This window comes from Bacillus sp. WC2507 (genome assembly GCF_052656125.1).
Genome location: NZ_JBQXPN010000001.1, coordinates 938,063 through 960,726 on the forward strand (window position 1 = coordinate 938,063; position 22,664 = coordinate 960,726).

Annotated in this window: 28 protein-coding genes and 1 pseudogene; 14 read left to right on the forward strand and 15 right to left on the reverse strand. The window is 35.5% G+C overall.

The window, feature by feature from the left end; all coding sequences use genetic code 11:
* Nucleotides 1-144: 144 nt before the first annotated feature.
* Nucleotides 145-708 carry a beta-class carbonic anhydrase gene (locus tag ACUN28_RS05025; RefSeq protein ID WP_000838167.1) on the forward strand — a complete coding sequence of 188 codons (564 nt, stop codon included), beginning with the start codon at nucleotides 145-147 and terminating at the stop codon, nucleotides 706-708.
* Here the strand turns inward: ACUN28_RS05025 and yidD are convergent.
* Complete coding sequence (yidD, locus tag ACUN28_RS05030) at nucleotides 705-941, reverse strand: membrane protein insertion efficiency factor YidD (protein WP_016085830.1); 237 nt, start codon at nucleotides 939-941, stop codon at nucleotides 705-707. The genes ACUN28_RS05025 and yidD overlap by 4 nt on opposite strands.
* 128 nt (nucleotides 942-1,069) lie before the next feature.
* Here yidD and luxS point away from each other — a divergent pair, with 128 nt between their 5' ends.
* Entirely contained in the window at nucleotides 1,070-1,543 is a 474-nt protein-coding gene (gene luxS / locus ACUN28_RS05035; protein ID WP_001141371.1) for an S-ribosylhomocysteine lyase LuxS, read from the forward strand.
* 140 nt (nucleotides 1,544-1,683) lie between these two features.
* On the opposite strand, the gene ACUN28_RS05040 is transcribed toward luxS, so the two are convergent.
* From ACUN28_RS05040 to ytzI, 5 genes are all read right to left on the reverse strand, one after another.
* Nucleotides 1,684-1,914, reverse strand: coding sequence for a YczI family protein (locus tag ACUN28_RS05040; RefSeq protein ID WP_016085831.1), 231 nt, complete (start codon nucleotides 1,912-1,914; stop codon nucleotides 1,684-1,686).
* Between the two features lie 11 nt (nucleotides 1,915-1,925).
* Entirely contained in the window at nucleotides 1,926-2,165 is a 240-nt protein-coding gene (locus ACUN28_RS05045) for a hypothetical protein (RefSeq protein ID WP_016085832.1), read from the reverse strand.
* Between the two features lie 27 nt (nucleotides 2,166-2,192).
* On the reverse strand, nucleotides 2,193-2,426 hold the full coding sequence (locus tag ACUN28_RS05050) for a DUF3953 domain-containing protein (RefSeq protein ID WP_016085833.1): 234 nt from the start codon (nucleotides 2,424-2,426) through the stop codon (nucleotides 2,193-2,195).
* 341 nt (nucleotides 2,427-2,767) lie between these two features.
* Complete coding sequence (locus ACUN28_RS05055) at nucleotides 2,768-2,998, reverse strand: YczI family protein (RefSeq protein ID WP_016085834.1); 231 nt, start codon at nucleotides 2,996-2,998, stop codon at nucleotides 2,768-2,770.
* 211 nt (nucleotides 2,999-3,209) lie between these two features.
* Entirely contained in the window at nucleotides 3,210-3,359 is a 150-nt protein-coding gene (gene ytzI, locus ACUN28_RS05060; RefSeq protein WP_000472802.1) for a YtzI protein, read from the reverse strand.
* 83 nt (nucleotides 3,360-3,442) lie between these two features.
* On the opposite strand from ytzI, the gene ACUN28_RS05065 reads away from it, so the two are divergent.
* The 3 genes from ACUN28_RS05065 (at nucleotide 3,443) to ACUN28_RS05075 (ending at nucleotide 4,974) form a co-directional block, all read left to right on the forward strand.
* On the forward strand, nucleotides 3,443-3,760 hold the full coding sequence (locus ACUN28_RS05065; RefSeq protein ID WP_000435820.1) for a hypothetical protein: 318 nt from the start codon (nucleotides 3,443-3,445) through the stop codon (nucleotides 3,758-3,760).
* Nucleotides 3,761-3,844: 84 nt separating this feature from the next.
* Nucleotides 3,845-4,324, forward strand: a complete 480-nt coding sequence (gene mutTA, locus ACUN28_RS05070; protein WP_000276386.1) for an antimutator 8-oxo-(dGTP/GTP)ase — start codon at nucleotides 3,845-3,847, stop codon at nucleotides 4,322-4,324.
* A gap of 113 nt (nucleotides 4,325-4,437) precedes the next feature.
* Nucleotides 4,438-4,974 (forward strand): DUF3267 domain-containing protein, encoded by a 537-nt coding sequence (locus tag ACUN28_RS05075; protein ID WP_016085835.1) that lies wholly within the window; start codon nucleotides 4,438-4,440, stop codon nucleotides 4,972-4,974.
* Between the two features lie 41 nt (nucleotides 4,975-5,015).
* Here ACUN28_RS05075 and ACUN28_RS05080 read toward each other — a convergent pair whose 3' ends face one another.
* On the reverse strand, nucleotides 5,016-5,690 hold the full coding sequence (locus ACUN28_RS05080) for an HAD family hydrolase (RefSeq protein ID WP_016085836.1): 675 nt from the start codon (nucleotides 5,688-5,690) through the stop codon (nucleotides 5,016-5,018).
* Between the two features lie 93 nt (nucleotides 5,691-5,783).
* Between ACUN28_RS05080 and ACUN28_RS05085 the strand changes: the two genes are divergently transcribed.
* Both ACUN28_RS05085 and ACUN28_RS05090 read left to right on the forward strand, forming a co-directional pair.
* Nucleotides 5,784-6,896, forward strand: coding sequence for a hypothetical protein (locus ACUN28_RS05085; RefSeq protein WP_016085837.1), 1,113 nt, complete (start codon nucleotides 5,784-5,786; stop codon nucleotides 6,894-6,896).
* 213 nt (nucleotides 6,897-7,109) lie between these two features.
* Nucleotides 7,110-7,337 (forward strand): hypothetical protein, encoded by a 228-nt coding sequence (locus ACUN28_RS05090; RefSeq protein ID WP_000849109.1) that lies wholly within the window; start codon nucleotides 7,110-7,112, stop codon nucleotides 7,335-7,337.
* Between the two features lie 34 nt (nucleotides 7,338-7,371).
* On the opposite strand, the gene ACUN28_RS05095 is transcribed toward ACUN28_RS05090, so the two are convergent.
* From ACUN28_RS05095 to ACUN28_RS05105, 3 genes are read right to left on the reverse strand one after another with little or no spacing between them, the layout of a single operon-like run.
* Nucleotides 7,372-8,178: an ABC transporter permease gene (locus ACUN28_RS05095; RefSeq protein ID WP_016135516.1), complete on the reverse strand. Its 807-nt coding sequence runs from the start codon at nucleotides 8,176-8,178 to the stop codon at nucleotides 7,372-7,374.
* Nucleotides 8,171-8,935, reverse strand: coding sequence for an ABC transporter ATP-binding protein (locus ACUN28_RS05100; RefSeq protein ID WP_016085839.1), 765 nt, complete (start codon nucleotides 8,933-8,935; stop codon nucleotides 8,171-8,173). The genes ACUN28_RS05095 and ACUN28_RS05100 overlap by 8 nt, the downstream gene beginning before the upstream one ends.
* A gap of 11 nt (nucleotides 8,936-8,946) precedes the next feature.
* Entirely contained in the window at nucleotides 8,947-9,954 is a 1,008-nt protein-coding gene (locus tag ACUN28_RS05105) for an ABC transporter substrate-binding protein (RefSeq protein WP_016085840.1), read from the reverse strand.
* A 120-nt stretch (nucleotides 9,955-10,074) separates the two neighbouring features.
* On the opposite strand from ACUN28_RS05105, the gene ACUN28_RS05110 reads away from it, so the two are divergent.
* From ACUN28_RS05110 to ACUN28_RS05120, 3 genes are all read left to right on the forward strand, one after another.
* Nucleotides 10,075-10,371 carry a DUF3986 family protein gene (locus ACUN28_RS05110; protein WP_016085841.1) on the forward strand — a complete coding sequence of 99 codons (297 nt, stop codon included), beginning with the start codon at nucleotides 10,075-10,077 and terminating at the stop codon, nucleotides 10,369-10,371.
* Between the two features lie 11 nt (nucleotides 10,372-10,382).
* On the forward strand, nucleotides 10,383-10,613 hold the full coding sequence (locus ACUN28_RS05115) for a hypothetical protein (protein WP_016085842.1): 231 nt from the start codon (nucleotides 10,383-10,385) through the stop codon (nucleotides 10,611-10,613).
* A 270-nt stretch (nucleotides 10,614-10,883) separates the two neighbouring features.
* Complete coding sequence (locus tag ACUN28_RS05120; RefSeq protein WP_048894646.1) at nucleotides 10,884-13,028, forward strand: LTA synthase family protein; 2,145 nt, start codon at nucleotides 10,884-10,886, stop codon at nucleotides 13,026-13,028.
* A 187-nt stretch (nucleotides 13,029-13,215) separates the two neighbouring features.
* On the opposite strand, the gene ACUN28_RS05125 is transcribed toward ACUN28_RS05120, so the two are convergent.
* The gene (locus tag ACUN28_RS05125) at nucleotides 13,216-14,025 is read right to left on the reverse strand and encodes an alpha/beta fold hydrolase (RefSeq protein WP_016085844.1); all 810 of its coding nucleotides are present in this window, start codon (nucleotides 14,023-14,025) and stop codon (nucleotides 13,216-13,218) included.
* Nucleotides 14,026-14,041: 16 nt separating this feature from the next.
* Nucleotides 14,042-16,072 (reverse strand): catalase, encoded by a 2,031-nt coding sequence (locus ACUN28_RS05130; RefSeq protein WP_016135514.1) that lies wholly within the window; start codon nucleotides 16,070-16,072, stop codon nucleotides 14,042-14,044.
* A gap of 182 nt (nucleotides 16,073-16,254) precedes the next feature.
* Here ACUN28_RS05130 and ACUN28_RS05135 point away from each other — a divergent pair, with 182 nt between their 5' ends.
* Nucleotides 16,255-17,511 carry an ATP-binding protein gene (locus ACUN28_RS05135; protein WP_016136881.1) on the forward strand — a complete coding sequence of 419 codons (1,257 nt, stop codon included), beginning with the start codon at nucleotides 16,255-16,257 and terminating at the stop codon, nucleotides 17,509-17,511.
* A complete protein-coding gene (locus ACUN28_RS05140) occupies nucleotides 17,508-18,725 on the forward strand; it encodes an ATP-binding protein (protein WP_016085847.1) in 1,218 nt (405 codons plus the stop codon). The genes ACUN28_RS05135 and ACUN28_RS05140 overlap by 4 nt, the downstream gene beginning before the upstream one ends.
* Before the next feature lie 245 nt (nucleotides 18,726-18,970).
* Here the strand turns inward: ACUN28_RS05140 and ACUN28_RS05145 are convergent, their stop codons facing one another.
* Nucleotides 18,971-20,284 carry a hypothetical protein gene (locus tag ACUN28_RS05145; protein WP_080117828.1) on the reverse strand — a complete coding sequence of 438 codons (1,314 nt, stop codon included), beginning with the start codon at nucleotides 20,282-20,284 and terminating at the stop codon, nucleotides 18,971-18,973.
* 139 nt (nucleotides 20,285-20,423) lie between these two features.
* Nucleotides 20,424-20,549: pseudogene (locus ACUN28_RS05150) on the reverse strand (Nif3-like dinuclear metal center hexameric protein); the annotation flags it as partial.
* 92 nt (nucleotides 20,550-20,641) lie between these two features.
* Between ACUN28_RS05150 and ACUN28_RS05155 the strand changes: the two are divergent.
* Both ACUN28_RS05155 and ACUN28_RS05160 read left to right on the forward strand, forming a co-directional pair.
* Nucleotides 20,642-20,965 (forward strand): iron-sulfur cluster biosynthesis family protein, encoded by a 324-nt coding sequence (locus ACUN28_RS05155; RefSeq protein ID WP_016085849.1) that lies wholly within the window; start codon nucleotides 20,642-20,644, stop codon nucleotides 20,963-20,965.
* Between the two features lie 214 nt (nucleotides 20,966-21,179).
* Complete coding sequence (locus tag ACUN28_RS05160; RefSeq protein WP_016085850.1) at nucleotides 21,180-22,085, forward strand: DMT family transporter; 906 nt, start codon at nucleotides 21,180-21,182, stop codon at nucleotides 22,083-22,085.
* A 28-nt stretch (nucleotides 22,086-22,113) separates the two neighbouring features.
* Here ACUN28_RS05160 and ACUN28_RS05165 read toward each other — a convergent pair whose 3' ends face one another.
* Nucleotides 22,114-22,335 (reverse strand): hypothetical protein, encoded by a 222-nt coding sequence (locus tag ACUN28_RS05165; RefSeq protein ID WP_016085851.1) that lies wholly within the window; start codon nucleotides 22,333-22,335, stop codon nucleotides 22,114-22,116.
* Nucleotides 22,336-22,664: the final 329 nt, after the last annotated feature.

The following is a 22,664-nucleotide window of genomic DNA, read 5'->3' on the forward strand; positions in this document are numbered from 1 at the left end:
AAAGCTGTGTGTATATTTTGAAAAAATTATGGCGGTTATCTGAAAATATCTTATTTTTACTATAAAACAATATTCTTTTTGAGTTTTTTAAATTTTGGTACACTATATAAGTAATGTAAATGAGAGAAAAGAGGGTTTTTTACTATGAAGTCATTAGAAGAGATTTTACAATACAATGAAAAATTCGTTGAAGAAAAAAAATACGAAGAGTATGAAACAGGAAAATTCCCAAATAAAAAAATGGTAATTATCTCTTGTATGGATACTCGTCTTGTGGAACTACTACCGAAAGCAATGAATATGCGTAACGGTGATGTGAAAATTATTAAAGTAGCAGGCGCTGTTATTTCACATCCATTCGGAAGTATTATGCGTAGTATTTTAGTTGCTGTATATGAGCTTGGTGCTGATGAAGTATGTGTAGTTGGTCACCATGATTGTGGTATGGCAAAAATTCAAGCAAGCAGTACAATTGAGAAGATGAAAGAGCGCGGTATAACAGAAGAGAAATTAGATACACTTCGTTATTCTGGAATCGATTTAGAAAGATTCCTACAAGGGTTCTCTAGTGTAGAAGAAAGTGTAGAACATAGCGTATCAATACTTCGCAACCATCCATTACTTCCAGAAGAAGTACCTGTTCACGGTCTTGTTATCGATCCTGACACAGGAAAATTAGATTTAGTTGTGAATGGTTACGACAATTAAGAATTTACTTTGTCATCCTTTTTATCTGGGACAGGATCAAATCCTCCCGGGTGGAAAGGGTGACATTTTAATATACGCTTACAAGTAAGCAAAAAGCCTTTGAGTGCGCCATGCTTTTGAAACGCCTCTAATCCGTAATGAGAACAAGTTGGGTAAAAGCGGCACGTTGGTGGTGTCATTGGAGAAATGAATTTTTGATAAAAGCGTATAATGCCAATAAAAATCTGTTTCATAATGGTCTCCTTTTCAGCATATTCTTAAAGTATTATAGCACGACTGTACATAATACTTTACTAATGTTAATTTCCGTTATATCATATTGGATATAACGGAATTAAATTAAAAGCGGGAGAGATGTTGTATGCCATCAGTAGAAAGCTTTGAATTAGATCATACGATTGTAAAGGCACCTTATGTAAGACATTGCGGAGTTCACAATGTAGGTAGTGACGGTATTGTAAATAAATTCGATATTCGTTTTTGCCAACCGAATAAACAAGCAATGAAACCAGATGTTATTCATACGTTAGAACATTTATTAGCATTTAATTTACGTAAATATATTGATCGTTATCCGCATTTTGATATTATCGATATTTCACCGATGGGCTGCCAAACAGGATACTATCTTGTAGTAAGCGGAACACCGACAGTTCGAGAAATCATTGATTTATTAGAACTAACATTAAAAGATGCGGTTCAAATTACAGAAATTCCAGCTGCAAATGAAACACAATGTGGCCAAGCGAAGCTTCATGACTTAGAAGGAGCACAACGCTTAATGAACTTCTGGTTAAGCCAAGATAAAGATGAACTTGAGAAAGTGTTTGGATAAAGTGAAACTTTAATCAGTGGGTGATGGGGGAGGGGCCCCTATCACCCACTGATTATTAGTTGAACCAATCGGGATAAAGAAAAACTGCCTGTGAAAGGGCAGTTTTTTTATTGTGTTAAGAGCGACCATGCTCTTCTTTTTTATGAAAGTATACTAGACACCCCAACATATAAGACAAAGGCAGAACCGAGAAAATAAACAAATGCTTTTGCTTTTTCCTGTTTCTTCATTTCATCAATTCCAAAAAAGATAAACATAATACTCAAAAGGATGAATACGAATGACAAAAGTATAGAGAAGTTTGCAAAGAAGCTAAGTATAGCAAGAATGAGGGCAATCGTTGCTAGTATAATTCGAATGTTTTTTAACATATAAGCCTCCTTTAGAAGAACAGAATAAATGGACTAACAAAAACAATCGTAAAAAGACTTAAACAGGTGCTAATAGCTCCAATTTGCTTTTGCTGTTTTTGAATGGTCTTAATTCCTACTAAAATGCCATATAAGCTAAAAAGAAACAAAATGATAGGTGAAAAGATTTGAAGGTTCATTGTAAATAAGCTGTATAAACATAGAAGTAAAGTAATAAAAACGATGATGAGTTGTATGTGTCTAATATGCATTTTAGCCCTCCTTAGTAGAAAGAAAAGTTACCGAGAGAAAATAATAACAATAGCAACGATTAAAGTGAATATGCCGGAAAAGAAGGAGAGTGTACTATGTACTTTCTTTTGTTTCTGTTTTTCTTCTGCGCTTATGAGAAATGCCATAATTGATAAGGCGATAAGCATATAGGGCATTGTAACAATCGGATTTCTAAATGTTCCATAGAGAGCGAGAATGATGACAATAAGGGCCGATATAATTCGTAATGTTTTTAGCATACAAATCTCCCCTTTTTTCAAAATTAGCCTCTATTTTATTAAGTGCTTGTAAATGCTAAATTGGCCATTCTATACGTAGCGAAAGTAGTTTGATATTAAAAAGAAGAATATAAGACTAGAAACGAAAAAAAACGGAATACTCATTGATTTTCGTCCGGATTGCAATTCGTTAATTCCTAGAAGAATAAAGGAACAACTGAGAATAAAGTGTACGTATGGGAGAAGTGAAAAATTATCGGTAATAAGGGCATAAGTGCAAAGAGAGAGTCCGAGAAGAGTAATAAGTCCTAAAACAATCCGTAATCCAGTTAGCATGGAAATCCCCCTTTTAAATAGACTATTTATCGGAATAGTTCTGAGAAGCTAAGAAATAAAGCACCAGCGCCAGCTATGAAAGCAAATATACCACTAGATTTTCTGTCTTGTTTTATTTCTCCTAGTCCTATAGTGAAAGCCATTAATCCTAAGAAAATGAACATATAAGGCATCATTTCTCTATTACCAGTAAAATATCCATAGATTACTATACATAATGCAATGAGTGCAAAAGTAATCTGTAATCCTTTTAGCATATATATCCCCTCCTGTTATTTTATATAGCTAATGATGAGGAAAATCTAAATAAATCCGATTCTTGAATCTTTTTTCTTTATTTGTTCAAGGGCAATGAGGAATAGTAAAGCTCCTAATAGAAATTGTGAAAGTGGTAGAAAGTTATGCTGACCTGCCAGTAAATGAATACTGGATATGATGTGGGCTAAAATAAGTAGTATATGCAGCGTATTATGAATTCTTCTTGCTGTTTTTTGTATAAGGGTTATCTTCTGGCTTATCAACAGAATGTTTATAAGCGTAGCCTTTATTAATCGTCATGACGGAGAGTACGAGGATGACTAGGACGATTATAATACCGATAATTAATATTTTGAACATGGAATCCCTCCTTTTCTTTATTTTACATAATTTTGTAATTGATGAAAACAATAGAAATTAAAAGGATGAAAGAAGGGTGTTACATGGAGCAGAAAAAAACATATTATATATCAATAGGAAACGGTCAAATTTCACAAGTGAAGACGGCGGATACGTATAATTTTGAGATTTCCGCAAATGATGAGGAAATTACGGAATTAAGAGAGTACTTCGATCAAGCATATGTAGAAGACTTAGGTTCATTTGTACGCTCCCACGTTCCATTTGTTGAGTATCATCACGATTCAAATAATGACCGATATGATGAACAACTACAAAAAGCATATAAAATGATTTACGATTTAGGAAATCATGAGACGAAAGAATTAGTCGCGCAAATGGGAATAATCAATGGATTGTAATTGGATAATATTATGCAGAAAAGCGAGAATATGCTACAATTTGTGGTAGGAAAAACTTGTAACCATCAATAGGGGAGTAATGGCATGTACAAATTTAAAGATTATTACCACAACACTGTACAATTATCGTTTGAACGTTATCCATTTTCTCCTGAGCCAAAGCATGTTTGGGTTGTATGCCGGTACGGGGATCAATGGTTATTAACACATCATTTACGTCGCGGTCTTGAATTTCCAGGTGGTAAAGTAGAACTAGGGGAAACACCGGAAGAAGCGGCAGTTCGAGAAGTTCATGAAGAAACTGGCGGCATAGTTTCTGATTTAACTTACTTAGGACAATATAAAGTATCTGGAAAAGACAAAATAATCATTAAAAACATTTATTTTGCAACAATTAGTGCGGTAGAAGAACATACGCATTACGAAGAAACGAAAGGCTCTGTTTTATTAACAGACATTCCTGACAACATTAAAACGGATAGAAAATTTAGCTTTATAATGCGTGACGATGTATTGGCACGCACGATGAAACATATAGAAGAAATCGGCTGTTTTACGAAGTAAAGTGGCCGGTTTCTTTTTTTGTGTTCAAGAATAAATGTAAATATATCTTTACATTATTTTGGGTATATTATACAATTTTTGTAAAGATATATTTACATTTTAGGAGGGGAAAGATGGATAAAAGAAAAGAAACGACTGTTACTGTTTCGATGGTTAAGTTAAATGTCTATTCATGTTGTATAGCATTCGCTCTGGCGATTGGAATTAGTTTTTTACATTCACTTCTTTCAGGCGGGGTTCAAGTTGAAATTACGTTACCAACCCTGTTTCTTTTTATTATCGCAATGATTGTTCTTGTTTGTATTCATGAAGCGATACATTTAATAGGGTTTCGCTATATCGGAGGTGTTCCGTGGAGTGAACTAAAATGGGGCGTCAATTGGAAATTAGGTGTAGCATACGCTCATTCTAAAAAAGAAATTACAGTAAAGCAAATGAAGAAAGTGTTAATGCTGCCGTTTTTACCAACTGGAATTTTGCCAATTGTAATTGGGTTAGCTACGAATATGCAATCAATCTCATTTTTAGGGATTTTACTAACAGCAGGCTGTATCGGTGACATTGCTCTATATCAAAAAGTTTCAAAGTTTCCAGATGGTGCGCTAGTTAAGGATCATCCGAGTAAACCACAGTTTACAGTATATGAATAATAAAGGAAGAGGAGGCGTTCGGGAAAAGAAGCCTCCTTTTACTATTGTCTTGTTTGTATCTCCACCTCTAAAAACGAAAGCACCTCCAACAAATCGTCCACCACATGCGAATGCTTAAAGTCACCCCAAAATGAATCTCTTTTCCAAACACCAAGAATCCCTACTTGTTCAGAACCAAATACATCATTTTCTGGATGATCTCCAACGTACATGCATTCTTCTGCCTTCACATGTAGCTTTTGTAAAGCTCGTTCGAAAATCTCAGGATGTGGTTTTTTAATCCCTTCCGCTTCTGAAACGAGAATTGTATTTGTATACGTATGTATGTTTAGTGCACGAAGATTGTTCATTTGAAAGTCAGTAAAGCCGTTTGTAATAATGCCAATTTTAATATTTTGTTGTGTTAAACGTTGAAGTAATTCATGCATGTTTTGGAAAGGAATACAATGATGTTGAAAGTTTGTAATGTAGTCGTGCAGTAGTTGCTCTGGTGCTAAAGTGGTAATGTTGTATTCGCAAAGGAGAGTAGCATATACTTTATCTTTCCACGTATAGCCATTATTATCGAGCTCAAGAAATCGAGAACAATACTCTGATTTTTCTATGTTCATTAAGTGAGAGGCAAAGCGATTATATTGATCATGAATAAATTGTTCTAGAGATTGGCGCCGATCTAATAGTGTTCCATCTAAGTCGAATAAGACTGCTCGAATCATGAGAAACCTCCTTACAGTTCGTATAATTAATTATCGCATATTCGTTAAAAAATGATTATGATATTTTTGTAGAATGGAATAATGGAGGATTGTATGAAGAGACTGTATGGCAAGTTAGTAGGGGTTATCGTCGCAATGGGTTTACTAGCAGGATGCGATAGTTCTATGAAGAGTGTGAAGGAAAAAGAAGTTTGTAAAACAGAAGAAGAATGCGTGGAAATAGGAGATAAGAAACTTCAAAAAGTATATGAAAAAATAGATGGATTATCTGAGCTTGAAGCAGTAGAAGATTATGATATAGAAGAGCATGAAAGTGCGGATATGAAAAAAGCAGAGAAGAAAAAAGAAGAGGATGAAAATTATTTCTTTTTAGCTTCTTATTATATTGATGGTGATGAAATTGTAGATCCTTATTTTGAAAAAATAGAACGGAAACGTTTAAATAAAGTATTCGCTGAAGATAAAGAAGCGAAAGAAGAGGTGCTGCAACAACGTCAAGATAGAGGTTATCATGAAGATTTATGGGATATGTATCGTACACTCATTCCAGCTAAATATCGGGGGAATATAACAGAATTTGATTTAATAACGGATGGTTATGACGGTGTTGTTGCCCACGTTATGCCTAGTATGGAGAATCCAAAAGACTGGACTCTTAGCTTAGATACGCTTGATTCTGCGGTAAATATCGATGAAGTGATGAAAACATTAATTCATGAGACGGCTCACGTGTTGACGCTCGGGCATAAGCAAATACCAGTAGATGAAAACTATGTAAAGGCTTTTGAAGAAGATAAAGATATTTCAACGTACCGAAATAAATGTGGAAATCTTTTCTTACAAGAGGGATGTGCGAAGGAAAAATCTTATATTAATCAATTTTATAACTCGTTCTGGAAGCCTATTGAGCAGGAGTGGACAGAAAAGAAAGTAGAAGAAAGTGAAGAAACTCAAATAGAATTTTTTAAAGAAAAGCATGATGAGTTTGTATCACAGTATGGAACGACAAATGTAGCAGAAGATATTGCTGATACGTTTACAGCATTTATTTTGCAAGATTCAAAAAAGGTGAAAGAAGGATCGGAGTTAAAGTATAAAAAAATTGCGTTCTTCTATCAGTTCCCTGAGCTTGTAAAAATGAGAGCAGAAGTGTTGGCGGGATTATATGATGTTTCGAAAACGATAGAACAGCAAAGTGGACACTAATGCGAGTTATATAATTTAACTAAGAAAACGTAAAGAATTTTAGTTCTTTGCGTTTTTTTGTTGATAAAATTGAAAATTCTGTCTTTTTATTAAAAAGAAGAAGGAACTAGCGCTATAAAATAGAATTAGTATAAAAATGTCACAATTTAGACACAATTATAATGCGCGTGTTGTAGGGGCTATAAGTTTACTCTCGAGGAGGTAATGAAACGTATGAAAACGATTCTTGCTGTTGCTGGTCTCATTTGGGTAATGTCTCACGGTTTTCCGATTTTTGAAGGGGAGCAAATTCGTAGTGCATTGGATAAAAAGTTTAATGACTATCATGTAATAGATCGAAAAGATAATGTCGTTACAGTACGTGTGAAAGATTGTTTCCATACAGTTACAGTTGCGGATGGAAACGTTAAAAATGAAACAAAGATGTGTGATAAAAAGTAAAAGAAAGAAGCTGACTATAGTTTATCGTCCTAAGTCAGCTTTTTTTTCGTTTTCCAATTAGAAGTTTTTCAAATGCCTCAACAAACACATACATAAGTGTGGCGAGGACACAGGTTAGTAGTACACTCAGTAAGACGAGCGTGAAGTTGAAAACTTGGAATCCATAGCTAATTAAGTAGCCAAGACCTTGTTTAGAGACGAGAAGTTCGCCGAAGATAACACCGACCCATGATAAACCAACGTTCACTTTTAACGTTGAAATAATGGCTGGGAAGGATGCAGGGAGAACTACTTGCTTATAACATTGCCATTTATTTGCGCCAAATGTGTCCATCACTTTTATATAGTTAGAATCAACTTCTTGAAATGCACTGTAAATAACGAGAATGGTAATGATGATGGAAATGATTACTCCCATTGCAATCGACGAAGAAATATTTGGACCGAAGATTACAATGATGATAGGACCAAGTGCCACTTTTGGCATAGCGTTTAGAACGACAAGATATGGATCAAGTACGCGGGCGAGAAGGGGGATCCACCAAAGGAAAGTAGCGATAATAGCGCCGAGTACTGTTCCAAGAATGAAACCTACTCCCGTTTCAAGTAATGTCGTCCATATGTGGACCCAAAGCGAACCGTCAAGCCATTTACTAAGGAAGAGATCCCAAATGCTTGAAGGAGAGCTAAAGAGTAAAGGGTCAATCCACTCTTTTTTGCTAGCTATTTCCCATAGTGCAAAGAAAAGAATGAGCAGTAAAAGCTGTAAAGACCTGGCTAACCATGCGCGCCTGCGTTCTTTCTTCCGAAACTGTTCATGTAGTTGCTTTATATTATCCAAGGCGTTCCAGCTCCTTCCATATTTCTTGGAAGAGGGATGGGAAGTCATGGTGGTGGCGTGATTCTAACGGTGATAAGGAACGGATGCTTTCTGGGACGATAAATATTTTTGCTATTTTTCCAGGGTTCGCTTGTAGTAAATAAATACGATCACTCATTGCAATGGCTTCTTCAATATCATGTGTCACGAGTAGTGATGTTTTTTTATAGTTACGTAATAATGTGAAGACGAGATCTTCTAGTTTCAACTTCGTTTGATAATCGAGAGCGGAAAATGGTTCATCTAGCAATAAAATTTTCGGATCGGTCGCTAATGTTCGAACGAGAGCGGCACGTTGACGCATACCGCCGGATAGTTCACGAGGGTATTGTTCTTCTACATCATGCAGACCGACTTGTTTTAAAAGCTTTAAAGTGTGTTCTTTCGTCTGTTCATCGTAAATCTTTCGGGTATGAAGCCCAAGCATGATGTTTTCTTCGATTGTTTTCCAAGGAAACAAGTAATCTTGCTGTAACATATATCCCATAGATGCAGTTTTCGTTGTAATAGGCTCACCATCTAAAAAGACGATACCTTCAATAGGATCAAGTAACCCGGCAATAATGGAGAGGAGTGTCGTTTTGCCGCAACCACTTGGACCGAGTATAGAAATAAATTCGCCTTCTTCCACTTGTAAGCTCATATCTTCGAGAATCAATTTGGCATTCTCTTTTGCGAAAAAGCAGTGAGAAACGTTACGTATTTGTAAAAAACTCATACACTTCGCCTCTATTTCTTAATAACGCTTTCGGCAATTTTTGTATTGACGAGCGCTTCATGTGGAACTTCTTTTTGTAATTCGCCAGCTTCTTTCATAATCGTTTGGAGTTGTTTCCATTCTTCAGCATCTAATAGCGGATTTGTCGCATAAGAGTGTTGCTTTTTATACCGTTCAATTACTTTTACTGTAATGTCCTTTGAAGTGTCTTTAAATAACGGAGAAACGGCATCAGCGATCTCTTCTGGACTATGGGTATCAACCCATTGCTGCGCTTTATAGAGAGCACGTGTGAACTTTTCAGCAGCAGCTTTATCCTTTTTTAAGAAACTTTCCTTTGCCATGAACGATGTATAAGGAACAGTACCAGATTCATTTCCGAATGAAGCGACGATATAACCTTTACCTTCTTTTTCGAATATACTTGCAGTCGGTTCAAAGAGCTGTACAAATTCTCCCGTACCAGATGCGTAGGCATTTGCAATATTAGCAAACTCGATGTTTTGAATTAAGTTTGTATCTTTGTGAGGATCAATGCCATTTTTCTTTAAAACGTATTCTCCAACCATTTGCGGCATGCCGCCTTTACGCTGTCCTAAAAACGTAACACCTTTTACATCATTCCAATTAAAAGAGTCTAATTTTTTACGTGAAACTAAAAATGTTCCATCTGTTTGTGTAAGCTGTGCGAAGTTAATGACAGGGTCTTTTGCGCCTTGTTGATGAACGTAAATAGACGTTTCAGAACCGACGAGAGCAATATCAATTCCGCCAGATAACAGGGCGGTCATCGTTTTATCTCCGCCAGCTGTTGTTTGGAGGTCAATATTTAATCCTTCATCTTTAAAAAATCCTTTTTCAATCCCGACATATAACGGGGCGTAGAAGAGAGAATGGGTAACTTCGCCGACGCGAATGTTTTGAGTTTGTTCTTTCGTACCTTCTTTTTTACTACTGCAAGCAGCAAATGTGAAAACAGCTAGTAACATGATGCAAAAAACAGTTATTAATTTTTTCACTATATAACACCTCCTAGAAGTCACTCTACAAGCATGATATGTAGGTAAGTGCCCATATGTGAGTGTAGATAGCAGGAATTTTTTGGGTGATAAAGAAGTACAAATATAAGGGGTGATAAAATGAAGTGCGAATATGATGATAGCGTACATTTACATCTTGATTATTTCGGAACAGAATGTGATATGGAATCGATCGCTTATAAGCGGAAGAATGAAGACGTGTGGGATGTGTATTTTAATTTTGGAGCGTATGGTCTTCAGAAAGATGAGATCGAGACAGGTAGATTTATGGACGAATATGCTGGTCATTACGTTTTTTCTGTACATGCTCGTGATCTTAGCTGGGAATTTGGAAGTGCACAATTTGAAGAGTGGGTTTTGAGAAATCAGATAGTAGAAAAATCGCTGCAAAAATAGGGAGGAATGTAGTGGTTGATTTTCTCATTCTATTGTTTATTTTCGTAGTTGGATTTTTTATTATGGAAGTGCTCATTTACCAATTTGCAAAGAAAAACATTCAAAAATATACAAACATAAAATGGGTTCATATATGGTTAGACATGCATATGAAAAAAGGCCCGAGATTAGATCTTTTTGATTTTGTAGTTATCGTACTTGTATGTATTATATGGAAAGTATGGATGTATTCTCTTATATAATACATATGCCCATTTCTATTAAAATGAAGGAGAACCTGTCAGTGTTGATAGGTTCTTTTCTTATGGTAATCATTTTATGAAGCATAGTTCATTTATGTTTCTAGAATATAGAGAAGAAGTTTTATCCCGTTCAATCCTGAAAGGTTCGGGCCGATTAAAGTTTCACTGTATTTTTAAGAGGAAATTAAGGATACATGTGTATATTACAAGCGTATAGGGAGACTAGCTGCATACAAATATGTTATTTTGTATAAGACAATATGTTTTTTGATGCGAGACGAAGGGGTAAAGGAAAGAGGGAATAAATTGCTTTTTAATGTTTTAACACAACAACGAAGAAGAGATGAATTTTATCTTAGTTTTTCTCCTCAGGAGCCGAGGAAGAACCTACTAATTTCTATCATTCTTAGTGGAATGTGGGCGATTTGTTTAGAAACGCTGTTTTTTGTTATGTTAAGGTCTTTCGAATTCGAGAAAACTAAAGAATTTTTTAATGGGAAAATCCAGCTAAGTATACTCATTATTGTTTTGTGGAGTGTACTACTATACATCATTCATTTAAATAAGGGTATCAGTCATAAGCTTAGGCCAGCTATTCGAGTTTATGTCGTATTATTTTTAATTGCTCATACAATGAATTGGATGTATATCATAGTGCAGGAGGATATGAATCTTATAGTAGTAAATACATGGGTGTATTTACAATATGGACAGTATATATTAAGCCTATTATTTATTTATATGGTATACGTTTTTGCATATAATTTGATTGGAAAAGTTTTCTTAAGTACAACGATAACTAGCTTAGTTTTGATTATTTTTGTGCTGGTGAACCATTTTAAGCTCATTTTTAGAGGAGAGCCATTCTACCCGTCTGATTTTACACAGATTGGCCATATGAATTCCGTTATACCGATGGTTATGGATTATTTCAGTTTTTGGAATATGTTTCTGATGATAGTTAGTATTGTTTTACTTATATTTATAGTTATGTATATAAGAAAATACATTCCAGTTATAAAATCACATATTATTATGAGGATAATTTTAATATGTGGTTCTGCGTTTATGTTGTATGCATATAGTAACTACCCTACTACCTTTATGAATAATATATTTACAAAAGCTGGGGTAGACATCCGTGCATGGAATCAAGCGGCAAATTATAAGGGGAATGGTTTTGTTATAGGATTTTTAAGTAATTTAGATACGACAGTCATAAAAGAGCCAGAGGAATATTCAAAAGAAAAGATGCAGCAAATTGCAAAGGATATAGAAAAGCAATATGGCGGTAAAGTAAAAGCGCAAAAAAAGGCAGAGAAGCCGAACATTATATATATTATGAGTGAAGCATTGTGGGATCCGACAAAATTAACGAATCTTTCATTTAGCGAAGATCCAGTGCCGAATTTACATCGTTATACAGAGAATTTCCCAGGTGGACAAACGATAGCTCCTACATTTGGAGGGAATACAGCGAATACAGAATTTGAAGCATTAACGAGTTACTCGATGAGTCTCTTAATGCCAGGTTCTATACCGTATCAACAAGCTATTCCAAGTCAGAAAGAAGTTCCATCTATTGCAAGTGAATTGAAAAAGCAAGGGTATTATGCAAGTGCAATTCATGCCTTTAATCGATCGTTTTATAAACGAGAAGATGTATATAAAACATTAGGATTCGATAATTTTAATGCAGAAGACACGATGAAAAATACAGAAGTAGTTGGAGATAATATTGGTGATTTATCTATGAGTAAAGAAATAATAGATGAATTAAAAAAGAGAAAACAACCTACATTTATTCATGCGGTGACGATGCAAAATCATTTTCCATATACACCAAATATGTTTGGTGAAAATAAAATAGAAATTAGTGGATTAACAGAAGAGGAATCGAAAGCGGAATTAGAAGCATATACAGAAGGGGTAAGACTGTCGGATGAAGCGCTACAATATTTAATCGAGCAGCTTGATGAGTTAGACAGACCTACTTTATTAGTCTTCTTTGGAGATCATTTACCTATGTTAGGTACTAATAAATCTATTTATAAAGAAGCAGGATATATAGAAAATGAAGAGACGGTAAGAGAAAGATTAATTATGTCAGAAACACCATTGTTAATGTATGCGAATTTCGATTTGCCAAATGACAATTTAGGTTTAGTAAGTCCAATTTATTTTTCTAGTCTTGTTTTTGATTATGCAGGATTAAATCAATCACCATTTTATCAATTTCTATCGGAAATGCATAAAGAAATACCGGTTCTGAGAGATGAGTTAAAGGTTAATAAAGATGGGGAAGAGATAACAGATTTAACAAAAGAACAAAAAGAAATGTTAGAGCAATATAAAATGCTCCAATATGATTTACTTGCTGGAAAGCAGTATAGTAAAGATATACTTTTTAAATAGAAAAACAAAAAGAACTTGTATAACGATACAAGTTCTTTTTTTATAGTATTTAACGGGGTAACCAGACAAGCTGGGTTTAGGGAGTATTACCTGTACATTTAGTATAAATGTACAGGTAATCGTTTTATTAATTGATTTGTGAGAAATGTGTGAATTTTATTTTTTGTAAAAACTTGCAGTCTATCTTTTATGAACGTAAAAATTTTATAAGTTCTTCATTTAATTCATCCGCTTGATCGATTGGAGAACCGTGACCACTATTTGTAAGAGGATGTAACTGAGAGTTTTTAATCCGCTTTTGTGTGAGTTCAGCGCTTTTGTAAGGGATAAGTTGATCGTGAATACCGTGGAATATTTTTGTTGGGACGTTAATTTTACTTAAATCTTTCGTTACGTCTTCATTTGCAGCTGCTTGTAATATTTTGATGAGAGCGTAGGAAGCAGACTGCATACCGAGATAAGAAAACCATTCTAACGTAGCAGATCCTAAGTTTCTATTAAAAAATGATAAAGATACATCATTTAAAAATTTAGGCAGATTGGCATACATTTGATTAATGAGGGTATCTGCTTGTTCTTTTGGGACACCATAGGGAGATTCTTGATTTTTAACGAAAGAGGGGGAAACAGCATCGACTAATACAAGTTTAGAAATGCGATGACCATTGTAGCGAGACATGTACCGAATAGAAAGAGCGCCACCTACTGAAAAACCGACTAATGTAGCATTTTCTACTTGAAGTGCTTCTAGAACAATGGCGATATCGTCTGCTAAACGATCGTATGTGTAACCAGTCCACGGTTTATCAGATTGCCCGTTTCCTCGTATATCCATAGCGATGCAGCGGAAACCATGTTGTGGTAACACATTGAGTTGATATTGGTACATTTGATGATTTAAAGGCCAGCCGTGGACGAAGAACACAGTTTTACTACCGGGACCGGGATTCACGTCTTGCACAAAAATATGCACATCTTTTTCGACGGTAACAAACATAAATTATCCCCCTATCCTATTCATAAGCTCTATCCCAAAAGCGTTGTTTCGTCATAGCTTTAATAAATTCATTCGCCAGGAGCGTAGGGTTTTGTTCTATTAAGACACCAGGCTTTCCTTCGATATTTAAAGACTGAATAACAGTAGAGCCGTTTTGAAAGGCACCAATTGGCTTAAAGTGATTATATGATTCTACGACAAATGAACTCGCTTTATTAAGAAACTGTTCATCAAGATTTCCTCCAATAAGAAGTAGACCGTCATAAAGAAGTGATGATCCTGTTAAGAAAGTATCATTCACGTCCCAACGTATATTTTGCGTTCCTTGCACAATACCTAATCGCTCGGAAACAATCACTGGCTGTAGCCCAACTTGTTTGAATTGATTCATTATATATTGCGCGCTTCGTCCGTCATATCCATTTGCAACAATGACACCTACTCGTAATGTATTAGGACTAAATGTCGTATTTGCCATACTGAGTGCTGGCGATGATTTTGTAACGCTGGATTCTTGAATATTTGGGACTTTTGCTCCGACCGCTTCAGCGACTAACGTAGCTAATTCAGTACTAATATGGCCAATCATATTTACGACTTGTTGGCGGACGGATGTACTTTTTACTTTTCCTAATTCAAAGGAGAAGGCTTGCATAATATGAACCTTTTCGACGTTACTCATACTATTCCAAAATAGACGTGCTTGAGAGAAATGGTCTTTGAAACTGGCGGCTGTTTCTCTCGTTTTATGCCCTGACACCGTAGAAGGATATGTAACAAACCCACCCTTTGTACCGGGGACAGTGTAAGGAGTGTTATTTGCTAAGGAATTATTATGGTAAGCAATTTTTCCTTTATCGATTATATATTTAGATGCACCATCTCTTTGATTGTTGTGAAATGGGCATATTGGACGGTTAATCGGTAATTCTTGATAATTTGTACCGACGCGTGCCAATTGAGTGTCGGTATAAGAAAAGAGCCTCCCTTGTAAGAGCGGATCATTGGTGAAATCAATACCACGGACGATACTTCCAGGATGAAGTGCGACTTGTTCCGTTTCCGCGAATACATTATCGACGTTGCGATTTAATGTCATTTTCCCGATGATTTTAACGGGGAAATCTTCTTCAGGCCAAATTTTCGTCGCATCTAATATATCGAAATCGTATTTAAATTCATCCTCTTCTTCTAAAATTTGAATGCCGAGTTCGTACTCAGGATAGTTTCCAGCATTAATATTTTCCCATAAATCACGGCGATGGTAATCTGGATCGGCACCCCCTAGTTTTTGAGCTTCATCCCAAATTAATGAGTGAATGCCGAGCTTTGGCTTCCAGTGAAATTTTACGAATCGCGACTTTCCGTTTTTATTTACTAAGCGGAATGTATGAACGCCAAACCCTTGCATCATTCGAAAACTTCTTGGAATGGCACGATCAGACATAATCCACATCATCATCGCAGCGGATTCTTGGTTATTGGCGATGAAGTCCCAAAATGTATCATGTGCTGTTTGTCCCTGTGGAATCTCATTATGCGGCTCAGGTTTAAGGGCGTGAATAAGATCAGGGAATTTAATACCATCTTGAATGAAGAAAATGGGAATATTGTTTCCTACTAAATCAAAATTTCCTTCTTCTGTATAAAATTTAACAGCGAACCCTCGTACATCTCGATTTGTTTCATTCGCACCTTTTGATCCAGCTACTTCAGAGAAGCGAACAAAAAGGGGTGTTTTTTTTGAAGGGTCTTGTAAAAAGTGGGCCATTGTTAGCTCTTCTAAAGATTCATATAGCTCGAAAATACCATGTGCGCCGTATCCTCTTGCATGAACGACTCTTTCAGGAATTCGTTCACGGTCAAAATGAGCAAGTTTTTCCCGCATAAGAAAATCTTCTAGAAGGGTAGGACCACGATCGCCGACGGTTAAAGAGTTTTCATCATTTGAAATTTTGACACCTGTATTTGTTGTCATTTCCTTTCCTTCATTCTCACGCGTGAAGGATTCCATTTGTTCTGTCTTTTTATTTTTTTTGCCGTCCATATAAAGCACCTCCCATAATATACGTATTATTGTTTATAGTTTTTATGCTTACATATAGTCTGAGGAGATTGCAATGTTGGGATGATTTTCCTCAATTGTTCGATTTATCTTTGTTTGTCTATGAAAATCATTTATTATAATAAATGGTATTCTTCGAGATATTATTTTGAAGGGGTGTTGAAGTGAAAGAGAGTTTTCTATCATATAAAGAAGAAGAAAGGAATGCGAAAATTTTTTTATGGGTGTTGTATGTCACTGTTGGTGTATACCAAGTTTCTTATGCAATTGTATTAGAAAATAAAGCATTAATAGAAAACTGGCATAAAGGAATATGGCAAGTTTTATGTGGAGTAGCAATACTATGCGTGAATATATACTTAGTAAAAAAAGAGAAAGCAAACCTTGTTAAATATACATGTATATTTATATACATAGGGATAGAAATAGTGAATATACTTTCGTATATTCTTTATAATAAGGTGGCATTTGATGCGACGAATATAATAGAAATTATATTCATTTTCTTTGTACCTATATTTATAAATAAAAGATTTTTTGTGTGCTTACTTGTCACTATTATAGGGAAATATTTAATTTATTTATTTGTATTAGGGGAAGTAAAAGCGTTTATGTTCCTCATTATGTATACACTCGTATTAATAGCAGTATACATGATTTTAAATCGATTTATACAATACCTTTCAGCTGTAAAGGAAAGTATTAAGATTGCTAGTGAATCACAAAAATTAGCAGTAATCGGAAAAATGGCAGCGACAGTGGGACATGAAATTAAAAATCCACTTGCTTCATTAAAAGGGTTTACGCAATTACAACGAGAGAAGCATGGAGAGGACCCTATTTACAAACGGATGATTTTTGAAATAGAAAATATGAATAGTATGATAAGTGAGTTGATGGAAGTTGCTACATGTAAACCTTCTATCTATAAGAAACATAATATAGGAGAAATTGCATTACAAGCAGTAACAATTCTTCGCGAAAAAATGAATGAATCTAACGTTCAGCTTATTTCTAATGTGGAAGAAAAGGCGATAGAAGTTGAATGTGATGAGCGGAAAATAAGAGGAGTCTTGCTATATGTCATAAAAAATGCTCTGGAGGCGATGGAGCAAGGTGGCACATTAGATTTACGACTAGAAAATAAAGGACAAGATTATGTAATGCTAAGTGTAATCGATAATGGATACGGCATTAAGAAGGAAAATTTGGCCCGTGTTACAGAGGCCTTTTATACAACGAAACAGGATAAAATTGGCCTGGGACTTACGGTAGCGAATCGACTTGTTACCGAGCAGCACCTAGGTGAATTACATATTTCAAGTGAAAGAGATAGTGGAACTAGAATAGATATCATTCTCCCAAAGCAGCGTGAAAATAATGAAATTCAAGTGGGAGAAAAGCTAGGAGTTACCATATGAATAAAGACGATATATTTAAAAATGAAGAAATAAAGGCGCTGAAAATATTTTTAAGTTTATTTTTTATTATATTTTTTGTATACGATCTTGCCTACGAATTTATTGTACCTTTCCTAGGAGGAGAGCAAGACGGCGTAGGAGAATTTGAAGATGGTTTAGGTTTATGGCTTTATTTTCTGATGGTGATCTTATTTTGTACTGGAGTATACTTTATGAAATGGAAAAATCCATTTGCAGTAAAGTATATTATTCTAATTGGATATAATCTATTAGATTTTATTCATAATTTTATGATTTACTATGGTAGTGATGCTGAATTTGATGGTGGAAATATAGTAGAAGGATTTTTCATTTTATTTGCACCAATCTTTGTGAACAAAAGGTATTTTTGGTTAGTTCCGGGGATACTTGTTGGAAAGTACGCTCTTATAGGAATCATTATTCAATCGTCACTCGTCTTAATCCCAATGGCATTATATAGCGTATTTACTATCATATGTTGGATTATGTTTTTGAGGTTTCAGTCTTACGTTCGTACGCTTGAGATGATGGATAAAGAAATACAACAAACAGAAAAATTAGCAACTGTTGGGAAAATGGCAACAGTTATTGGCTACAAAATTAGAAGACCTCTAGCGAATTTGAAGAAATTTGTGAATAAGCAAGCAAATAAATATCCAGAGGATAAAATATATAGTGATATTATGAAACAAGAAGTAGAACGAATTCATACAATTGCTACAGAACTTAGTGGGTTTGAGAAATCTAAATCACCAGAATCAGAAACTCATAATATAGAAGAAATTATCGCTTATGTTATTCGAGTTATGGGGAAGCCTGCTTTAAAGCAAGGCGTGCACATACAAGGTATATATAGTAAAGACATACCATCAATTACATGCGATGAAAAACGATTAAAACAAGTATTTTTTAATTTAATTAAAAATGCGATCGAAGCAATGTCAGTTGGCGGAACGATTACGATTAAAGTGACTGTAGAAGATGCAATCATTGTTCAAGTTAAGGATGAGGGTTGCGGCATTCCAAAAGACAAAATTCCGAAGCTAAATGAAGCTTTTTACACAACGAAAGAAACGGGAACAGGTTTAGGTTTAGTAGTTACAGAAAAAATTATTAAAGACCACAACGGTAAAATGAGTTTTGAAAGTGAAGTTGGGGTTGGAACGACTGTAAAGGTTGTATTGCCGATGTAATGAAAAAATATTTTTAAAAGGGAGATCACTTATTTGAGAATGATCTCCTTTTTTGTGAATAAAAATTCGATAGTGTTTACCCTATTTGTACAGTATATATAATTTAAAAACCAAAATATGGATATATTAACAATGATAGTATATACTAGACTTGTCTGTTATTTGTTTTAATTCATTTGCATTTCTATTTGTTGGCCCCAATTATTGGGGCTTTTTTTGTTAAATAAATTATTTTTAAGAGGGAACTAAATATTAGTGATTAGAAAAACAGAATATACAGCACTAGCAGTAATTCCAGGAGTAATATAAAGGGATATAGCATCTCCTCTCGAAACGGGGTTTCCAGTTGTAATGCTAGTCCAAGTTACAGTAGCGGGACCTACTGCTGGAGTAGGATTAAACACTTGAATTTGTCCCAATCCAGTATCTGTCGCTTTAATTGAAAATATCATAGTTCCAGTAATTTTGTCAGTAGTAGTTAAGGTAATAGTGGATAGGATGTAACTAGAGGTAGGGGCATTGAGGTTTGTTGGGACATTCCTGCTAATATCAATCGTATAAACAGCAGCAGGTAAGTTATTTACATTTATAGACGCAGAAAATCCGACTATACTACCGGATCCAGCAGTAACATATGGAATAACATTGGAGTCAATTCCAGGAGAACCCGCTATACGTTGAAAACCAGCATTTGTTCCTTGAAAAACAATACTTTTTGATGAGGCACTACCCGCGGTGCCAGAAGGCCCAGTACTACCAGAAGGTCCGGTACTGCCAGAAGGCCCAGTACTACCAGAAGGTCCGGTACTGCCAGAAGGTCCAGTGCTCCCAGTAGTTCCAGCATTACCAGAAGGTCCGGTATTGCCAGTAGGTCCAGTGCTCCCAGTAGTTCCAGCATTACCAGAAGGTCCGGTACTGCCAGAAGGCCCAGTGCTACCAGAAGGTCCGGTATTGCCAGAAGGCCCAGTGATCCCCGTAGGTCCGGTATTGCCAGAAGGTCCAGTGATGCCAGAAGGCCCGGTACTACCAGAAGGTCCGGTACTGCCAGAAGGTCCAGTGATGCCAGAAGGTCCAGTACTACCAGAAGGTCCGGTATTGCCAGAAGGTCCAGTGATGCCAGTAGATCCAGTGTTCCCAGAAGGTCCGGTATTGCCAGTAGATCCAGTGATGCCAGAAGGTCCGGTATTGCCAGAAGGCCCAGTACTACCAGAAGGTCCAGTGATGCCAGAAGGCCCGGTATTGCCAGAAGGCCCAGTGCTCCCGGTTGACCCGGTGCTACCAGTAGGTCCACTTTCTACTAATACGATATAATCTGGAGATATATTGGGAAACCCTTGAGGTGCATCTTTTTTTACAACATAGCCGCTGCTCGTATAAGTGACCACTTGTCCGGTTTTATAGTTAGGGGCTGCTGCTAGACTAAAGGCGGTAGTACTTTGTAAACCAGCTCCGGTAGATCCAGCGCTACCAGTAGGTCCGGTCGGTCCAGTGGCGCCGGTGCTACCAATAGACCCGCCGTTGCGTCTGCCATCGCAACTAAAACAATTACGTGGGTACATATATTTTCTCCTTTCTCTGTTTTGAAAACCTAGTTTTAAAAATAGAACTACTATATATATATTATGAATTCTATATTTTTGTGTGGTCGATTGTATTGTGTATATAGATTTCAAAAGTAGGGAGGAGAATTGAATAGTTTTAGAGGAACCATTTTTCTTGCGGAAGCAAAGTAATATTCACATCAAAATTCGCATTAAACCAATCATATATCAATTTTTCTTTCACTAAATATTTAGAGACACATTGTGATACAGTCTCCTTTATCACATGTGTTAGTCTTAATTTTTTGTATACAATGATTTAGAAAAATAGTGGTACAATATATGAATGATGTGAGAAGAGAGGATGAATAACATATGTACGTTACTGTAACAGAAGCAGCATATAAAAAGATTATGGATACGATTCCAAGTGAAGCGAAATATATAAAGTTATTTTACGATAATGAAGGTTGCGGTTGTGTAATGAGCGGAATCATCGATTTAGTAGCTGTAGCAGAAAAAGATGAGCGTGATGTAGATATTGAATCAAGCCAGTTTAGTTTTATCGCAGATCGCACAAAGCTTGTATTTATGGATGATAAGTTAACAGTTGATTGGCATGAAGGTGGAGGAACTTTTCAGTTGAAGAGCCCAAGCCAATTTTATAATCCAAATATGAAGTTACACGTTCGAGTGTAGTAAAGAAAAGGTGATTCCAAAATGTATTTTGGAATCACCTTTTTTATTGTATAAGTCGCTATTATTATCGTTTTTTGTTGATAAATCGATATATTTAAAAAATCGCCGATATAAGTTCATTAAAACGTTGCATACAATACAAAGATTTTTTCACATAATGAAATGTACATGTGATTGAATTTTCTGTATAATTTTATTTGCGGAGGGGATACGCATGAGAAGATGGGGGATTGAGTTATTAATTTTAGCAGTCGTTATTATTTGGGGGATTAATTTTACGATTGCGAAATATGGACTTTTAGAATTTACAGCAATTGAGTTTACTGCACTTCGGATGATATCGGCGGCACCGCTTATGTTACTCCTTACATTTTTTATTGAAAAGTCGGTTTATATGGAACGAAAGGATATACCTAGATTAATCATCGTTAGCGTTGTAGGTATTGTACTGTATCAAACGTTGTTTATGGAAACTGTCAAATATACATCCGCTACAAATGCCTCTTTACTCATTTCTATTTCACCTATTTTTACAACTTTATTTGCGATTTTCTTGAAACAAGAAAAGTTTTCTTCTCGAAAGCTCATCGGTTCTATCATTGCCTTTGGTGGTGTAATATTAGTTTTAGTAGCAGGACATTCACTTGCTAGTTCTTTTTATGGAAATGGAATTGGACTAATTACATCAATATGCTGGGGGCTTTATCCTGTTTTAGCAAGTCCATTAATTAAAAAATATTCAGCACTACGTGTTACCGCATGGTCAGCATTAGTTGGTGCGATTCCGCTCTTATTGTTAAGTGGACCATACGTATTTATTATGCCATTTCACATTACACATGGAATGACACTATTTGCTTTACTATATTCGATTTTCTTCGTAACGGTATTCGGTCTAGTGATGTGGTATGTTGGTGTTCAAAAAATTGGGGCGTCACATACGATGGTATATATGTATATAACGCCACTTGTAGCTGTTTTATTTGCAGCTGTATGGGCAAATGAATATGTATCCTTTCAACAAATAATCGGTGGAATTATTATTTTCTTCGGTTTATGGTTTGTGAAATCGGAGAAAGTAAAAATGCATTCTACTGTGGAGGAATCTATATCAAAATAGGAAAACAGATCACCTATGATCTGCTTTCCTATTTTTTTATTTTTGGTAAGAAGACGAGAAATAAGATAGCAGTAATAAGTGGAATTAAGTTTAAAACTGGAATGCGGAAGAGTGTGATAAGAATAATACCCGGAAGAAGGACACCGAGGACAGCGTAGAAAATACTATGATTTTTCGTGTACCAATACAATGAAAGTCCAATAAGTGCAGGGATAATAAGGTGAATGAGAGCCATTAAAAAATAAATCATTAGACGCCCCCTTTATTTGTGTGCTTATTACATCATATCCGTATGTTCATAGATTGATATCAATTTTTTCAAAAATGGACGAAAAATGTTTGGAAAAACGTCACAAATTATAAGAATATGATGTTTGAAATCTTGTATAATATTATTTCCTAAAAACATTTAAACAACGTAAACATATCGTTTATGTTGTTTTTAATTTGATTGAAATGGATGTAAGCAGTATAAACTTGAAAGAAATTTTTTGTTGGATAGATAAAGTTCAACTAATAATCAGTGGGGGTTTTGTTCATCCCCCACTGATTATTAGTTGAACCAATCGGGCTTTTACG

What these genes read in the sequence shown, in the direction of transcription:
- ytzI (WP_000472802.1), bottom strand. Translation starts at nt 3,359, where the DNA reads ATGTTCAAAATATTAATTATCGGTATTATAATCGTCCTAGTCATCCTC.
- ACUN28_RS05120 (WP_048894646.1), top strand. Translation starts at nt 10,884, where the DNA reads ATGCGAGACGAAGGGGTAAAGGAAAGAGGGAATAAATTGCTTTTTAAT.
- ACUN28_RS05040 (WP_016085831.1), bottom strand. Translation starts at nt 1,914, where the DNA reads ATGTTAAAAAACATTCGAATTATACTAGCAACGATTGCCCTCATTCTT.
- ACUN28_RS05165 (WP_016085851.1), bottom strand. Translation starts at nt 22,335, where the DNA reads ATGATTTATTTTTTAATGGCTCTCATTCACCTTATTATCCCTGCACTT.
- ACUN28_RS05160 (WP_016085850.1), top strand. Translation starts at nt 21,180, where the DNA reads ATGAGAAGATGGGGGATTGAGTTATTAATTTTAGCAGTCGTTATTATT.
- ACUN28_RS05065 (WP_000435820.1), top strand. Translation starts at nt 3,443, where the DNA reads ATGGAGCAGAAAAAAACATATTATATATCAATAGGAAACGGTCAAATT.
- ACUN28_RS05055 (WP_016085834.1), bottom strand. Translation starts at nt 2,998, where the DNA reads ATGCTAAAAGGATTACAGATTACTTTTGCACTCATTGCATTATGTATA.
- ACUN28_RS05025 (WP_000838167.1), top strand. Translation starts at nt 145, where the DNA reads ATGAAGTCATTAGAAGAGATTTTACAATACAATGAAAAATTCGTTGAA.
- yidD (WP_016085830.1), bottom strand. Translation starts at nt 941, where the DNA reads ATGAAACAGATTTTTATTGGCATTATACGCTTTTATCAAAAATTCATT.
- ACUN28_RS05090 (WP_000849109.1), top strand. Translation starts at nt 7,110, where the DNA reads ATGAAAACGATTCTTGCTGTTGCTGGTCTCATTTGGGTAATGTCTCAC.
- ACUN28_RS05045 (WP_016085832.1), bottom strand. Translation starts at nt 2,165, where the DNA reads ATGCATATTAGACACATACAACTCATCATCGTTTTTATTACTTTACTT.
- ACUN28_RS05080 (WP_016085836.1), bottom strand. Translation starts at nt 5,690, where the DNA reads ATGATTCGAGCAGTCTTATTCGACTTAGATGGAACACTATTAGATCGG.
- ACUN28_RS05085 (WP_016085837.1), top strand. Translation starts at nt 5,784, where the DNA reads ATGAAGAGACTGTATGGCAAGTTAGTAGGGGTTATCGTCGCAATGGGT.
- ACUN28_RS05155 (WP_016085849.1), top strand. Translation starts at nt 20,642, where the DNA reads ATGTACGTTACTGTAACAGAAGCAGCATATAAAAAGATTATGGATACG.
- ACUN28_RS05125 (WP_016085844.1), bottom strand. Translation starts at nt 14,025, where the DNA reads ATGTTTGTTACCGTCGAAAAAGATGTGCATATTTTTGTGCAAGACGTG.
- ACUN28_RS05075 (WP_016085835.1), top strand. Translation starts at nt 4,438, where the DNA reads ATGGATAAAAGAAAAGAAACGACTGTTACTGTTTCGATGGTTAAGTTA.
- luxS (WP_001141371.1), top strand. Translation starts at nt 1,070, where the DNA reads ATGCCATCAGTAGAAAGCTTTGAATTAGATCATACGATTGTAAAGGCA.
- mutTA (WP_000276386.1), top strand. Translation starts at nt 3,845, where the DNA reads ATGTACAAATTTAAAGATTATTACCACAACACTGTACAATTATCGTTT.
- ACUN28_RS05100 (WP_016085839.1), bottom strand. Translation starts at nt 8,935, where the DNA reads ATGAGTTTTTTACAAATACGTAACGTTTCTCACTGCTTTTTCGCAAAA.
- ACUN28_RS05050 (WP_016085833.1), bottom strand. Translation starts at nt 2,426, where the DNA reads ATGCTAAAAACATTACGAATTATATCGGCCCTTATTGTCATCATTCTC.
- ACUN28_RS05130 (WP_016135514.1), bottom strand. Translation starts at nt 16,072, where the DNA reads ATGGACGGCAAAAAAAATAAAAAGACAGAACAAATGGAATCCTTCACG.
- ACUN28_RS05110 (WP_016085841.1), top strand. Translation starts at nt 10,075, where the DNA reads ATGAAGTGCGAATATGATGATAGCGTACATTTACATCTTGATTATTTC.
- ACUN28_RS05140 (WP_016085847.1), top strand. Translation starts at nt 17,508, where the DNA reads ATGAATAAAGACGATATATTTAAAAATGAAGAAATAAAGGCGCTGAAA.
- ACUN28_RS05145 (WP_080117828.1), bottom strand. Translation starts at nt 20,284, where the DNA reads ATGTACCCACGTAATTGTTTTAGTTGCGATGGCAGACGCAACGGCGGG.